Origin of the sequence: Micromonospora sp. NPDC005171, assembly GCF_040608575.1 — a bacterium.
GTDB lineage: Bacteria > Actinomycetota > Actinomycetes > Mycobacteriales > Micromonosporaceae > Micromonospora.
Window position 1 is genome coordinate 117602 of sequence record NZ_JBEXIM010000012.1, and the last position, 14338, is coordinate 131939.

The following is a 14338-nucleotide window of genomic DNA, read 5'->3' on the forward strand; positions in this document are numbered from 1 at the left end:
GCCGTCTCGGGTCGCGACTGGGCTCGCAAGCTCACTCCTCGCCCTCACGGGTGCGTCGGACGGTGGGCGGCTCGACGACCTGGCGCCCCTGCCCGGAGACCGGGCAGCTGGTGCGCACCGGGCAGACCCGGCACTTCGAGTTGGCCACCGCGGCGAACGTGGCGGCTGCCATCGTATCGGCGGTCCTTCGGACCAGCGCGGTCGCCCAACCGGCCGCCGGCCCCTCGCTGGCCGCCGGTTGGTTCTGCTCCCTGGCGTCCTTGGCGGAGGTCCCGAGCTGCACCAGCGCGGCGCCCCCGGACTCGTCACCGAACTCGGCGAACGCCCCCGCCTCCACCGCCGCCTGGTACGCGCCGAGCTGTGGGTGCTCCGCCAGGTCGGTGCCGGTGACAGCTGTGGACTTGCCGGTCTTCAGGTCGATCACCACGAGCCGCCCGGCCTCGTCGATCTCCAACCTGTCCACCCGACCGGTCAGGTCGACGGGCCGATTCGGGTCGTCCAGGCGGACGGCGAACTCGTGCTCGATGGCGAGCAACCGACGCGGGTTGGTGGCCAGCCAGCGCAGCAACTTGTCGACCATCGCCTCGGCGCGTTCCCGCTCCGGCCCGGCCATCCACCGGGCCGCCAGCTCGATCGCGTCGAACCGGGCGGCCACGTAGTCGAGCAGCGCGCCCCGGTCGGCGCTGGCGTCCTCGGCGAGCATCGCGGCGGCGTGCACCAGGTTGCCCACCCCCTGCGCGGTGCTGGTCGGGCCGCTACCACCGTGCCGTTCCAGCAGCCAGCGCAGGCTGCACCGCAGCGCGCTCTCCATTGCCGACGGGGTGACCCGCACCGGGTCACCGTCGTCGACCAGCGGCCGGTCGTCGGAGAGCACCCGCAGCCCCCACCAGTCGTCGGGGTGCGCGCCGGGCACCCCGGCGGCGGCGAGCCGGGCCAGTTCGGCCGCCGCGGCGCGCCGCCGGGCCGCCGGGGCGGCCGGGTCGGTGATGGCGGTACGCAGTTCCGCGACCAACGCCGGCAGGGTGAGCGCCCGGGGTGGACGGGTCACCGGCAGCGCCCCGGGGCGGTCCGGCTCCTCGTCGCCGGTCTCGCCCACCGCACCGCCACCGGTGCCGCCGGAGGACGGCTCGGTGCGGGGACCGGGCGGCGGGCCCGGCGTTGTCGGCGGCGTCGGCGTATTCGGCTTCATCGGTGGCGTCGGCGGCGGGCCCAGCGGAGTGGGCGGGATGCCCAGCGGGGTCGGCGGCGGGCCCAGCGGGGTCGGCGGCGGGCCCAGCGGGGTGGGCGGCGTACTCGGCGGGGTGCTCGGGCCCAGCTCGTGCAGGAACCGGCTGGGCTGCTCCTCGTGATCGTCACCGCCGACGGCGGCCGACGCCACGGCGCTGACCAGCAGCCGGTGCCGGGCCCGGCTGATGGCGACGTGGAAGAGCCGGCGCTCCTCATCCAGCAACGCCGAGGTCTGACCCACCACGTTCGCCGCTGTCGCGCCGTCGACCGAGCGGCCGGCCAGCACATCGACCAGCCGCTCGGAGCCGAGCAGGCTGCCGCGCAGCCGCAGATCAGGCCAGATGCCCTCCTGCACGCCGGCCACCGCGACAAGGTCCCATTCCAGACCCTTCGCGGCGTGCGCGGTGAGCAGGCGTACCGCCGCGCCCCGGTCGGCGGTCGGGGCGATGGTGTCGGCGGGCAGGTCCTGGGCGAGCACGTGGTCGAGGAAGACCTCGGTACGCGCCCCGGGCAGCCGGTCGGTGAACCGGGCCGCCGCGTCGAAGAGGACCAGCACGGCGTCCAGATCGCGGTCGGCTGCCTCGGCCCGGCGCCGCCGGGCAAGGTCGCCCTCGCCGGCCTCTGGACGCCCCTGGTTGATCGCGCCGGCCCACCGCTCGGCGAGACCACTGGCCTGCCAGACCGCCCAGAGCACATCCTCGGCGGTGGAACCCGGCCGGGCGGCGGCATCGCGTGCGATGGCCAGCAGCCCGGCCACCGCCTGCGCCGGCTCCGCCCAGTGCCGCTCGATGCCGGCCAGCTCCTCCGGATCACGTAGCGCCTCGACGATCAGCTCCCCGGAGGGGCGTCGGTCGCCGCCGGCCAGCGCGAGCGCCCGCAGGCCCTGCCGCAGCCGCCGCTCGGCCAGCGGGTCGGCCCCGCCCAGCGGGGAGTGCAGCAGCGCGACGGCCGCCTCCTCGTCGAGTCGTTCCGGCTCCAGCGCGCAGCGCAGCAGGAGCAGCAGCGGAGCGACCGCCGGTTGCAGGTGCAGGGGCAGGTCCTCACCGTGCACCACCGTCGGTACGCCGGCAGCGTGCAGCGCCCGTCGCAGGGTGGGCAGCTGCAACGCGGTCGACCGCACCAGCACCGCCATCCGTGACCAGGGCACGCCGTCGAGCAGGTGGGCCGAGCGCAGCGCGTGGGCCAGCCAGGCGGCCTCGCTGGTCGCCGAGCGGAACGTGTGCACCTCGACCACGCCGGGCGGCGCGTCCGGCAGGGGGTGCAGCCGACGGTGTGCGGCCGGACCCCGCAGCCGGCGACCCAGCCGGGCGATCGCCGCGAGCAGACCCGGCCCGGCCCGATACGACGTGGTGAGCAGCACCTGTGCGGCCGGCGCGCCGGAAGCCGTCCGGAAGCGGTGCGGGAACGTCGCGACCCCGGCCGGGTCGGCACCTCGGAAGGCGTACGTGGAGGAATCGGGGTCGGCGAACGCGACAAGCGACTTGCCACCGCCCGCGATGACCGAGAGCAGCTCCAGCTGAGCGGGGTCGGTGTCGGCCAGTTCGTCGAGGTAGACGTGGGTGAGCCGACGACGCTCGGCAGCCAGCAGCTCCTCGTCGTCGCGCAGCAGCCCGGTGGCCGCCCGGACCAGCTCCGCCGGGTCGTACGCGATGGAGCCCCGGTTGCTCACGTCGCGCAGTGCGAGCACGGCGACGTACTCCCGGAGGAAGCGGGCGGCGGCTGGCCAGTCGGCGCGGCCGAGCTTCTCACCCAGCCGGGCCAGGTCGACCGGGCCGACGCCGCGCTCGGCGGCGCGCATGAGCAGGTCGCGCAGCTGCCCGGCGAACGCCCGGGTCCGCAGGGCGGGGCGCAGGTCGGTCGGCCAGCCGACCGGGTCGTCCTCGGGCTCCTCGCCCACCACGTCCAGCAGCTCACGGATGATCAGATCCTGCTCGGGGCCGGTGAGCAGCCGGGGTGACGGTTCGCCCCGCTCGGCGGCGGCGCGGCGGAGCAACCCGAAGGCGTACGCCGGGAAGGTGCGCACCAGCGGCTCGCGCAGCACCCGGTGACCGTCCTGCGCGATCCGGGCCTCGATGCGCTGCCGCAGCGCGGTGGCGCCTCGCCGGCCGAAGGTCAGCACCAGGACCCGTTCGGGGTCGACCCCCTCGGCCACCCGGGCGGCGACCGCCTCGACCAGCGTGCTGGTCTTGCCGGTGCCTGGGCCGCCGAGCACGAGCATCGGCCCGTCGGTGTGCCCGACGACCTCGGCCTGCACCGGATCGGCCCGCCAGCCGCCGGCACCGACCGCCAGCTCGGACCCGGCCGCGCCGTCGGGACCACCCGACGCGCCGACATCGCCCCCGGAAGCGCCGCCGCTGGCGGGCCCGGAAGCGCTGTCAGGCGTCGTCCCGTCCGCCCGCGCCGGCCCACCGGGCCGCCGCACCAACCGGTACGCCTGCATCAGCTCATCCCATCAGACCCATACGACACCCACCCGTCCTCCTCCCCCATACCCCCATCCACCCCTGTCGATCATGAAGTTAGCGGCGCGACACGCCGACAGTGGCGTCGCCAACTTCATGATCACCGCAGCCGGGGCGTGGGACCCGGGGGTCAGGTCAGGTGGGATTCCAGGATGTTGAGGGCCTCGGGGACGGTGGCGGTGACCGTCAGGAGGTCGCGGCCTGCGGGCTTGAGGAAGGTCTGGTCGGCCAGCGCGTCCAGCCAGTCCAGCAGAGGGCGGTAGAACCCGTCGGTGTCGATCAGCACCATCGGCTTGGCGTGCAGGGCGAGGGTGGCGGTGGTCCAGACCTCGAACAACTCGTCCAGGGTGCCCAGCCCACCGGGCAGGGTGAGGAAGGCGTCCGACTTGTCGATCATCAGGGTCTTGCGGCTGGCCATCGAGTCGGTCACCAGCAGCTCGTCCGAGGCCAGGTCGGCGACCTCCAGATCGACAAGCGACTGCGGGATCACGCCGACGGTGCGCCCACCGGCGGCCCGGGCGCCGTCCGCCAGCGCGCCCATCATGCCGACGCAGCCGCCACCGCTGACAAGCGTGTGCCCGCGCCGGGCCAGCTCCGCACCGGTCTCTGCGGCCAGGTCCAACCAGCGCTGGTCGAGGGTACGAGAGGAGGCGCAGAAGACGCAGATCGCCGCCATCAGTCGCGGTCCCGGGCCTGAACGGCTGCGGCCTGCTGGTCTGCCCGGGTACGGGCGACGGCTTCCTCGCGGACCGCCTCCTGCTCGGCGGAGAGCGCGGCCTCCGAGGCGACGATGTGCCGGACCGCCTCGTTGACGTCGTCGGTGAGACAGATCAGGTCGAGGTCGACCGGCCCGATCTTGCCGGTGGCGGCCATCGTGTCGCGCAGCCAGTCGAGCAGACCCTGCCAGTAGGCGACCCCCATGAGCACCACTGGGAACCGGGTGACCTTGCCGGTCTGCACCAGGGTGAGCGCCTCGAACAACTCGTCCATGGTGCCGAACCCACCGGGCAGCACGACGAACGCCTGGGCGTACTTGACGAACATCGTCTTGCGGGCGAAGAAGTAGCGGAAGTCGATGGCCAGGTCGACCCAGTCGTTGATGCCCTGCTCGAACGGAAGCTCGATGCCGAGCCCCACGGAGAGCCCGCCGGCCTCGCTGGCGCCCCGGTTGGCGGCCTCCATCACCCCGGGCCCACCTCCGGTGATCACCGCGTAGCCGGCTCGGGCCAGCGCACCGCCCAACTGCTCGGCCAACTGACACTCGGCGCTGTCCGGCGCGCTGCGGGCGGAGCCGAAGACGCTGACCGCCGACGGCACGTCGGCGAGGGTGTCGAAACCCTCGACGAACTCGGCGAGGATGCGCAGCGCACGCCAGGCGTCCTTGGTCTTCCAGTCGCCCCGCCCCCGTGAATCCAGCAGGCGCTGGTCGGCGGTGCTGCTCGGGATCGCCCCTCTGCGCAGGGTTACCGCACCGCGATGCCGCTCCTGTCCCGGACCGCGACCGGCCTCCCGCCCGTTGCTCTGGCTCATGGGGCAACCGTAGTGGAGCAGCACCGGTCGGGTGCGCGGGGCGGGGACGCCGAGAAATTGTTCGGGATCATGGGCAACTATTCGGCGCTCCCGTACGTCTTACTATTCACATACCGGGTATGCCCCGGCGCGCGCCTTCGGGGGAGGAGACAGCGTGATCAGCAACAGCGAGATGATCCGGATCCGTCGGCAGATGCAGCGACGGATCCGAGACGTGGTGGCCGAACGCCGCCGCACCCGCCAGCAGAACCCGATCCCCGTCTCCCCCAGCCCGTCCGGAACCGATCAAGAGGTTTGCGTCGCCGACAACGGGCCAGGCTGACGCAAACCTCTTGATCACCGGGTGGTCAGGGCTCAGGCCGGGGCCAGCCAGCGGTGCAGAGTTGCCGCGCCGTCGCGGATCTTGCTGATCTCGACGTGCTCGTCGGGGTGGTGGGCGAGGTTCGGGTCGCCCGGGCCGAAGTTCAGCGCGGGGATGCCCATCGCCGCGAACCGGGCCACATCCGTCCAGCCGAGCTTGCCGATCGGCGCCGCGCCGACCGCCGCCAGGAACTCCTTCGCGGGTGCCGCGTCCAGCCCGGGGGCGGCGCCGGCAGCCGTGTCGGTGACAGTCACCTCGAAGCCTTCGAACACCTCACGCAGGTGCGCCTCCGCCTCGGCCGGAGTGCGATCCGGGGCGAACCGGTAGTTGACCTCGACCTCACAGAGATCGGGGACCACGTTGCCGGCCACCCCGCCGTTGATCCGCACCGCGTTCATGCCCTCGCGGTAGTCGCAGCCGTCGATGGTGACCCGGCGCGCCTCGTACGTCTGGAGGCGTCGCAGCACCTCACCGGCGGCGTGGATGGCGTTCACCCCGTGCCAGGAGCGCGCCGAGTGGGCGCGTACGCCGGTCGTGGTGACCACCGAACGCATGGTGCCCTGGCAGCCGGCCTCGACGATGCCGTACGTCGGCTCCAGCAGCACCGCGAAGTCCGCCTGCAACCACTCCGGGAACGCCTGGGCGACGAGGTTGAGCCCGTTGTACTTCGACTCGATCTCCTCGGCCTCGTAGAAGAAGTACGTCACGTCGTAGCGGGGCTCCGGCAGCGTCACCGCCAGGTGCAGCGCGTACGCGGTGCCGGACTTCATGTCGGAGGTGCCACAGCCGTACATCAGGTCGCCGCGCATTGTCGACGGGAAGTTGTTGTTCAACGGCACCGTGTCGAGGTGGCCGGCCAGCACGACACGCTGCGACCGACCGAGGTCGGTACGCGCCATCACCGTGTTGCCGTGCCGGTGGGTGGTCAGGTGCGGTACGCCCCGCAGCACCTCTTCGACAAAGTCGGCGATCGCCTTCTCGTTGAGGGACACGGACTCTATGTCGACCAGCGCGCGGGTCAGCTGCACCGGATCGGCGAGGACCTCGGGGGTCAGCGGGTTCTCCATGGTTCGCACGGTACCTTCAGGTCTGTCAGCGCGAGGAGCGAGCCGAGGTCAGCCCGGCCGTGACCGAGAGGTGTAACAGTGACGTCCGCAGATTCCGCCTGGGGCATCGGCCTGGCCACGGTCACCGCCGACGAGCAGGTGCTCGATACCTGGTACCCGACCGGCAAGCTGGGCCTGGGCGAGCTGCCGCTGGTCGCCGGCGAGGACAAGGCGGACGTGCTCGACCTGCCGCCGGCCGCGCTCGGTGACCGGCCCCTGCCCGGTCTGCGTACCGTGCAGGTGGTCACCGTGATCGGCTCGCTGGACGACCCGATCAAGGACGCCTCCGACGCGTACCTCCGGTTGCACCTGCTCTCGCACCGCCTGGTGCGACCCAACCAGCTCAACCTGGACGGCATCTTCGGCAAGCTGGCCAACGTGGCCTGGACGTCCGCCGGGCCGTGCCCCCCGGAGCGGGTGGACGAGCTGCGGGTGATCGAGCGGGCCGCCGGCCGGCACCTGGCGGTCTACGGGGTGGACAAGTTCCCCCGGATGACCGACTACGTGGTGCCCTCCGGGGTGCGGATCGCCGACGCCGACCGGGTCCGCCTCGGCGCGCACCTGGCCGCCGGCACCACGGTGATGCACGAGGGCTTCTGCAACTTCAACGCCGGCACGCTCGGCACCTCGATGGTCGAGGGACGGATCGTGCAGGGTGTCGTGGTGGGCGACGGCTCCGACGTGGGTGCGGGCGCGTCGATCATGGGCACCCTCTCCGGCGGCGGCACCGACAAGGTCCGCATCGGCGAGCGGAGCCTGGTCGGCGCGAACGCCGGCATCGGCATCTCCCTCGGCGACGACTGCGTGGTCGAGGCCGGCTGCTACGTCACGGCCGGCTCGAAGGTCACTTTGCCGGACGGCCGGGTGGTCAAGGCCCGGGAGCTGTCCGGCGTCGACGGCCTGCTGTTCTGGCGCAACTCGGTCACCGGCGCGCTGGAGGCCCGGCCACGGACCGGCCGGGGCATCGAGCTGAACGCCGCCCTGCACGCCAACGACTGACGGACCCGTCCGGGTCCGCGGCGCTCGGCCGCGGACCCGGACGGGGTACGCCTCAGCGCAACCGGTACGCCTGGATGATCCGTTGGGTCACCGTGTTACCGGCGGTGTCCCGTGCGGTGGCCCGCAGCGACACGTGGCCGGTGCCGGCCGGATGCCGCAACAGGGCCGACCAGCCGTCGGCCGAGGTGCGGACCAGCTTCGCCTTGCCCCAGGTCTTCCCACCGTCGTACGAGACGTCGACGGCGAGCTTCTCCACCCGGGTGGCCGGCGAGCCGGGCTGCCGCTGCACCCGCACCGGGACGACGAAGCCCTGACCGGCCGGAGCACTGTTGTCGACCCGCAGCGGCGGCGCGAACCGCACCACCGACAGGGGCAGTCGGGCCGGCGTCTCTCCGGCGACGTGCCGAGACCGGAAGGTCCAGCTGGATTCCACTTCGGTGCTCAGGTCGGTGAAGCTGCGCTTCGACGACGTGACCAGCCGGTAGTCCGCTGCGCCCGGTGGCACTGCGAACTCTCCATAGCCGGCGTACTCGCTCTCGCCGACCAGCTTGCCGTCGCGCCAGAGCTTGGTGTGCTCGCTGTCGTTCCGCGAGCCGCCCGGGTGCCCGGCCGCGTCGCTGAATACCGGCACGTCGACCAGGATGGTGTCGTCGAGCCGGGTGACGCTCTGGTGCGGCCAGCGCGGGTTCGGGAACGACGGTGCGTACGGGGCCTGGTTCCAGATCTCCCGCACCGTCCGCCCGGCCCGGTACGCGGTGGGGACGGAGAAGAGCACCGCCTGCGAGATCAACCACCCGTCATCGTCGACAGTTCCGAAGGAGACCTCGGATTCCCATTTCACATTCCTGGTGTTGTAGTACTCCACCCGCTGGCCGGGCACGACAGTGGGCAGGACCAGGGCGGAGCCGCCGACGTTGTACTCCAGCACGGGGTACACGATCCGCTCGGCCGCCATGCCCGGGTAGCCACCACGGAACTGGTGCACGACGGTGGCCAGGTCCCGTCGGGTGTAGTCGCGGACGAACCCGGTGGGCATCCGGCCAGGGATCGCTTCGGCCAGCGCGTACAGGTACGGGCTGTTGGCCGTGTCCTGCGTGGTCCACTGGCTGCTGACGGTGCCTACGAACTGGTCGGCGGAGACCCGCTTGCCGAGCTGACCGCTGGCCAGGCCGGTGAACGTCTCCGCCCAGAGCCCCACGCCGTACCCGCTGCCGTCGTCGGCGGTGAAGTTGCCGCTGACGTCGATCAGTTGCGGGACGGCGGTCCGGTCCGGAACGGTCGTCCGCACCGGCTTCGCCTGGCGGGCGTCCACGACGATCCGGGTGTCCCGCTCGATGGTCACTTCGGGCTCCATCAACAGGGACATCCCGCGCTGCTCGTCCTCCGGTCCGGGCTCGAAGACGAGGCCGCTCAGGCCGTAGTGGCCCTTGGGCACCCGCACGGTGGCCACCCCGTCGGAACTGACGAGGTCCCAGGAGCCGAAGGTGTCCATTCCGAGCAGGAGGGTCCAGTGGTCCGCGGTGCGCGCGCCGGCGCGGTTCAGGTGCTCCACGGTGAGCGTGTAGCTCTCCACCTCCCGGTTCACGGCCAACGGGGTGACCGCGACCGCCGCACCGGATCGGGCAACGATCCGCCCGGTCCAGTAACCGTCGGCGTCGCCGAGCCGGGTGTCCGTGGTGACGGTCGTGGCGGCCGTGCCGCCCGCCGGCACGGTGAGTTGGCTGGCGCCCAACTGGAACAGGCCAGCCGGCAGTGCCCGACCGCCGGGGCCGGCGCCCTCGATGCTCAGGTCCACGGTGACCGCGGCCGGGCCGTCGTTGCGCCAGGTCACCGTGCGGGTGATCGGCGCGTCGTCAGCGTGCGGCCAGAGCGTCCGTCCGAACGAGACGCTGACCGGGTCGGTGGTTAGCTGCTGGATGATCGCGTGTGCGACGTCGACCCGCCCGGCCCCCTGCTGGTAGGCGGTCTGGTCCGGGTGCGGCTTGGCGGCGGCCATCAGGGTGGCCTTGAGCCGGTCGGCCCGCCATCCCGGGTGCTGCTGGGCCAGCAGCGCGGCCGAACCGGCCACGTGTGGGGTGGCCATCGAGGTGCCGGAGAGGGTGACGTAGCGGTCCCCCACCGGGTCGCCGATGACGCCGTTGGCGGACCGTGCGGCGACGATGTCGACGCCGGGCGCCGTGATGTCCGGCTTCAGCGCGTCGTCGCCGACCCGGGGGCCGCGGCTGGAGAACTCGGCCAACTCGTCGTCACGGTCCACCGCGCCCACGGCGAGCCCGGCGTCCGCGCTGGCCGGGGAGCCGACCGAGCCGTCCGAGCCGTCGTTGCCGGCGGCGAGGACGAAGAGCGTGCCGGTCTGCGCGGTCAAGGTCTGCACCGCCTCCTCGACCGGGTCGACCTCCGGGGTGTCCCAGCCGCTGAGGCTCATGTTGACCACGGCGGCCTTCTTCTCGACCGCGGCCCACTGCATGCCGGCGAGGATCGCCGAGTCGGTGCAGCCGGCGTCCTCACAGACCTTGCCGTCGAGCAGGGTCGCGTCCGGCGCCACACCCCGGTACTTGCCGCCGGAGGCCGCGCCGCTGCCCGCGATGGTGGAGGCCACGTGGGTGCCATGGCCGACCGTGTCCCGAGCGTCGGCGACCTCGGTGAAGTTGCGCGCCTCGGCCACCTTGCCGGCCAGGTCCGGGTGGGTCGCGTCGACGCCGGTGTCCAGCACCGCGACTGACACTCCCGTGCCGGTGAACCCGGCCGCCCAGGCGGCGGGCGCACCGATCTGCGGCACGCTGTGGTCGAGGGTCACCCGTCGACGTCCGTCCAGCCAGATCCGCTCGACGCCCCCCGCCGCGTCGAGCCGGGCACCAGCGGGACCTGTGGTGACTGTCGCCCACACCGCGCCGAGGGAGGACTTGTCGCTGTTCAGGGCGGCACCGCGAATCACCGGCAGGTCGCGGGTCAGCCGCGTGCCGGGCAGGGCCGTCGAGGCACGCCGGGCGTTCCCCGTCGAGCCGTACGCCACCAGCAGCGGCAGGGTGTCGCGGTGGGCGTCGTCGTAACCCGCCTCGACCAGCCCGGTGACGTCGAACAGTCGCCGGTCCACCCGGCCGGAGCGCAGCAACGGCAGCGCGTCCGTCGGCGTCACGGAGAGGCGCCCGCGTTCGCGCTGGACCAGGAACTGCACGTCCTCGCGGCCGGCGCCGGGCCGGACCGAGGCGCCGGAGGCGGTGACGGTGACCCGGTCACCGGTGATCAACGTGACGGTGGTCGAGCGGTTGGCGGTGGGTCCCCCCGGAGTGGACTGTTGACCGGTGCCACCCGGTGGGGCGGGCACGGCGGTTGCGGCTGAGACGGGAGCCGGCGCGGAGAGCGCCAGCGCGAACACGAGGCCGAGAGCGGCCAATCTTCTTCCCTGGTGCAACGGATCCTCCTCGTCAAGCGTCTTGATGGATGGGAGTCGCATTGACAACCCAGAATTGCATACCGGGTATGCAAAATGAAGTCCGAAAAATGACGGACCCGCCACGAGCCGACGAACTGGGCCGGCATGATCGGGCGGTGACCTCCATGAAGGACAAGATGCTCGCCGGCGAGCCATACATCGCCGACGATCCCGATATCGTCGCCGACCTGGACCGGGCCGCCCGGCTGATGGAACGCTTCAACACCAGTCCCGCGGCCGACCCGCAGGCCCGGATCACGGCACTGCGGGAACTCCTCGGCGAACTGGGCGAGGACACCTGGATCCGCCCACCGTTCTACTGCGACTACGGCTGGCAGATCAGGATCGGCCCGCGCAGCTTCGTCAACTACAACGCGGTCTTCCTGGACGTCGCTCGGATCACCCTCGGCGCGGACGTCCAGGTCGGCCCGAACGTGCAGCTGCTCACCCCGACACATCCGGTCGAGCCCGGCCCGCGACGGGACAAGTGGGAGGCGGCCAAGCCGATCACCATCGGCGACAACGTGTGGCTCGGCGGAGGCGCGATAGTGCTGGCCGGCGTGACGATCGGCGCGAACACAGTCGTCGGCGCGGGCGCGGTGGTCACCCGGGACCTGCCCGCCAACGTGGTGGCGGTCGGCAACCCGGCCCGGCCGGTCCGTCAACTCGACTAGGGCAAGCCCTGTTCGACATGACGGGCGGTAGCGCGTCCCGGCGGTCCGGGATCAGGCCGCCGGCGGCTCCGACAGGCGGACCACCAGGTCGGCCCGGTCGGCGGTGGGAGTGATCAGGGCGGCATTCGACTCGTCGCTGCCCAGCGCCCACGCCCACGCCTGCTCCGGAGACCGACCGAAGGCCTCGTGCCGGGCGGTCAGCCGGCGGTGCCGCAGCTCGACGTCCAGGTCGAGAAACCACGCCTCGTGCAGCAGCGGTCGGATCTCCTGCCAGGGGAAGTCCGGCAACAGCAGGTAGTTGCCCTCGGTCACCACCAGCCGGACCGACGGCGGCACCTCGATCGCGCCGGCCACCGCGTCCTCCAACTCCCGGCGGAACTCCGGCGCGTAGACCGACGTCGGCTCCAACCGGTGCAACCGGCGCAACAGCGAGACATACCCGTTGGCGTCGAAGGTGTCCACCGCGCCCTTGCGGTCGGCGCGGCCCAGGCGGACCAGTTGCGACTGCGCCAGGTGGAAACCGTCCATCGGCACCAGGCAGGCGGCCGACCCGACCTCGGCGACGATCCGCTCCGCCAGTGTGGACTTCCCGGCGCCCGGCGCACCGGCGATGCCGAGCAGCTGTCGCGGGCCCGCCTCGGCCAGCACCAACGCCCGCTCCACCAACTCGTCGACGGACAGCACCCGGGCCGGGGGCATCAGCCCAGAACCGGTTCGCTGATGGTGAACCGGGCCTGCACCGCCGCCTGCACAGTCTGCGGCTGCGGGTCCAGCTCAAGCTCCGGCGGGCCACCGCCCGCGCCGCCGCCCCCGGCGAAGGCCGCGCGGGCGAACATCGGCCGGTCGGCGGGGCCCGCATCGGCCAACTCGATCAACGAGGTGACGCGGGCTCCCAGCGCCTCCGCGTACTCCCGGGCGCGCAGCAGCGCGTCGCTGATCGCGGCGTGCCGGGCCGCACGGTGGGCGGGGCTGTCCGGGCGAAGCTCCCACCACGGGCCGGCCACCTCGACCTGGTCCTGGTCGGCGAGCCGGAGCATCAGCTCACCCAGCGCGGTGAAGTCGGTGACAGTGACGGTGGTGGTGACACTGCCGTGCCAGGCGACCACCCGCTCACCCGAGCGCCGGGTCTCCGGCCGCACCCGCAGGTCGCCGGTCTCCCGCCGCGCCACCGCCGGCCCGGAGCCGTCCAGCAGCACCCGGACCGCCGCAGCCCGCTCGGCCAACCGGGTAAGCGTCGCCTCCCGGTCCCGGTCGCGAGCTGTCGCGGTGACCGCGAACCGGGCCAGCTCGGGCGGCACCTCCCGGTACGCCTCGCCGCGCACCTGCACCACCGGACCGTCCACCGCCATGCCCCTCAGCCTAGTCAGCGACGGGGCGCCGCGCCGCGTAGGAGACAGTCTCCGCGTCGACGTGCAGGCCGGTCAGGTGACCGCCGGCCACCCCCAGCTCGCGCAGCCAGGACACCTCTGCGGCGTGGTCACCGCCGGCCGGGAACTGCCTGTCGTCCGCATCGAACCGCCGGTCGCGCAGCGCCGCGCGGGCGGCCCCCGCCTCGTCGTAGCGCGCGGTGAGCGCCGGGGCGTCGTCGGCGCGCAGCGCGGCGGCCAGGTCGTCCAGGAAGGCGGTGACCTCGGCCAGTTCACGCAGTACCCGGTCCCGGTTGCCGAGCAGCATGTTGGCGGTCCGCTCGGCCGGGGTTCCGGCGACCCGGGTGCCGTCGGAGAAGCTGCCGGCGGCGAGCGCGAGGATCGCATCGCGCAGCGGTGCGCGCTGCACGGCTCCGGCCAGCGCGCCGGCCAGCAGGTGCGGCACGTGTGAGGCGAGCGCGGCAGCCGAATCGTGCTCGGTGGCGGACATCGGCACCACCCGGGCCTCGAAGACCTCCACCAGCAGCTCGGCCAGCCAGCGGAACGCGGTGGTGGCCGGCCCGGGCGCCGGACAGAGCACCCAGGCCGCGCCGGTGAGCAGGTCCGGCAGGGCGGCCGTCAGGCCGGCCCGGTCGGTGCCCGCCATCGGGTGGCCGGGCACGAAGCGGTGCGTCAGCCCCTGCGCGGCGGCGAACGCCGCCACCTGCTCCTTGGTGCTGCCGACGTCGGTCAGCACACACCGCTCACCGGTCATCGCCGCCACCTCGACCAGCGTCGCCGGCAGGGTCGGCAACGGCCCGCACAGGAAGACCACGTCCCTATCGGCCACCGCCTCGACCAGCAGGTCCGGCGCGGGTACGCCCACCCGGCGAGTCTCCCGCCGGGTGGCCTCGTCCGGGTCCCACCCGACCACGTCGACGCCGGCGGCGTACATCCGGAGCAGCACCGAACCACCGATCAGGCCGGTGCCGACCACCGCCGCCCGCACCCGCGTGCCTGGCCCGTCCACCATCCGCACACCTCGACGTTCCTGCTGGGGTGCGGGGCCTCGGCCCCGACCAGGTCCGGGGCCGAGGATATCGTCCGGGGCCACCGGCCCCCGCACGCTGTGACGACCCGACCGACCGTAGATCTTGGTGAGCCGGTCCGGAAGGAGGGTTGTCCACTTCAGATCGGCGT

General features: G+C 73.0%; 11 protein-coding genes. 3 read left to right on the forward strand and 8 right to left on the reverse strand.

Annotated features, from left to right (window positions below; translation table 11 throughout):
• Nucleotides 1-31: 31 nt before the first annotated feature.
• The 3 genes from ABZU74_RS17575 to ABZU74_RS17585 all read right to left on the reverse strand — a co-directional run bounded on the left by ABZU74_RS17575 (nt 32) and on the right by ABZU74_RS17585 (nt 5219).
• The gene (locus ABZU74_RS17575; protein WP_355424481.1) at nt 32-3667 is read right to left on the reverse strand and encodes an ATP-dependent DNA helicase; all 3636 of its coding nucleotides are present in this window, start codon (nt 3665-3667) and stop codon (nt 32-34) included.
• A 152-nt stretch (nt 3668-3819) separates the two neighbouring features.
• Entirely contained in the window at nt 3820-4365 is a 546-nt protein-coding gene (locus ABZU74_RS17580; protein ID WP_355424484.1) for a TIGR00730 family Rossman fold protein, read from the reverse strand.
• On the reverse strand, nt 4365-5219 hold the full coding sequence (locus ABZU74_RS17585; protein WP_355424488.1) for a TIGR00730 family Rossman fold protein: 855 nt from the start codon (nt 5217-5219) through the stop codon (nt 4365-4367). Before ABZU74_RS17585 ends, ABZU74_RS17580 begins: the two co-directional genes overlap by 1 nt.
• Before the next feature lie 154 nt (nt 5220-5373).
• Here ABZU74_RS17585 and ABZU74_RS17590 point away from each other — a divergent pair, with 154 nt between their 5' ends.
• A complete protein-coding gene (locus ABZU74_RS17590) occupies nt 5374-5541 on the forward strand; it encodes a hypothetical protein (RefSeq protein ID WP_355424490.1) in 168 nt (55 codons plus the stop codon).
• A gap of 32 nt (nt 5542-5573) precedes the next feature.
• On the opposite strand, the gene dapE is transcribed toward ABZU74_RS17590, so the two are convergent.
• Complete coding sequence (gene dapE, locus ABZU74_RS17595) at nt 5574-6647, reverse strand: succinyl-diaminopimelate desuccinylase (RefSeq protein WP_355424492.1); 1074 nt, start codon at nt 6645-6647, stop codon at nt 5574-5576.
• A 78-nt stretch (nt 6648-6725) separates the two neighbouring features.
• Here dapE and dapD point away from each other — a divergent pair, with 78 nt between their 5' ends.
• A complete protein-coding gene (gene dapD, locus ABZU74_RS17600) occupies nt 6726-7685 on the forward strand; it encodes a 2,3,4,5-tetrahydropyridine-2,6-dicarboxylate N-succinyltransferase (RefSeq protein WP_355424495.1) in 960 nt (319 codons plus the stop codon).
• A 52-nt stretch (nt 7686-7737) separates the two neighbouring features.
• Here dapD and ABZU74_RS17605 read toward each other — a convergent pair whose 3' ends face one another.
• A complete protein-coding gene (locus ABZU74_RS17605) occupies nt 7738-11139 on the reverse strand; it encodes a S8 family serine peptidase (RefSeq protein WP_355424498.1) in 3402 nt (1133 codons plus the stop codon).
• A 95-nt stretch (nt 11140-11234) separates the two neighbouring features.
• Here ABZU74_RS17605 and ABZU74_RS17610 point away from each other — a divergent pair, with 95 nt between their 5' ends.
• Nucleotides 11235-11792 carry a sugar O-acetyltransferase gene (locus ABZU74_RS17610; protein ID WP_355424501.1) on the forward strand — a complete coding sequence of 186 codons (558 nt, stop codon included), beginning with the start codon at nt 11235-11237 and terminating at the stop codon, nt 11790-11792.
• A gap of 51 nt (nt 11793-11843) precedes the next feature.
• On the opposite strand, the gene ABZU74_RS17615 is transcribed toward ABZU74_RS17610, so the two are convergent.
• The 3 genes from ABZU74_RS17615 to ABZU74_RS17625 are packed head-to-tail and all read right to left on the reverse strand — an operon-like array spanning nt 11844 to nt 14171.
• Nucleotides 11844-12491 carry a nucleoside/nucleotide kinase family protein gene (locus ABZU74_RS17615; protein WP_355424504.1) on the reverse strand — a complete coding sequence of 216 codons (648 nt, stop codon included), beginning with the start codon at nt 12489-12491 and terminating at the stop codon, nt 11844-11846.
• On the reverse strand, nt 12491-13141 hold the full coding sequence (locus ABZU74_RS17620; protein WP_355424506.1) for an SIMPL domain-containing protein: 651 nt from the start codon (nt 13139-13141) through the stop codon (nt 12491-12493). Before ABZU74_RS17620 ends, ABZU74_RS17615 begins: the two co-directional genes overlap by 1 nt.
• Nucleotides 13142-13151: 10 nt before the next feature.
• Nucleotides 13152-14171: a prephenate dehydrogenase/arogenate dehydrogenase family protein gene (locus ABZU74_RS17625; RefSeq protein ID WP_355424509.1), complete on the reverse strand. Its 1020-nt coding sequence runs from the start codon at nt 14169-14171 to the stop codon at nt 13152-13154.
• Between the last annotated feature and the right edge of the window lie 167 nt (nt 14172-14338).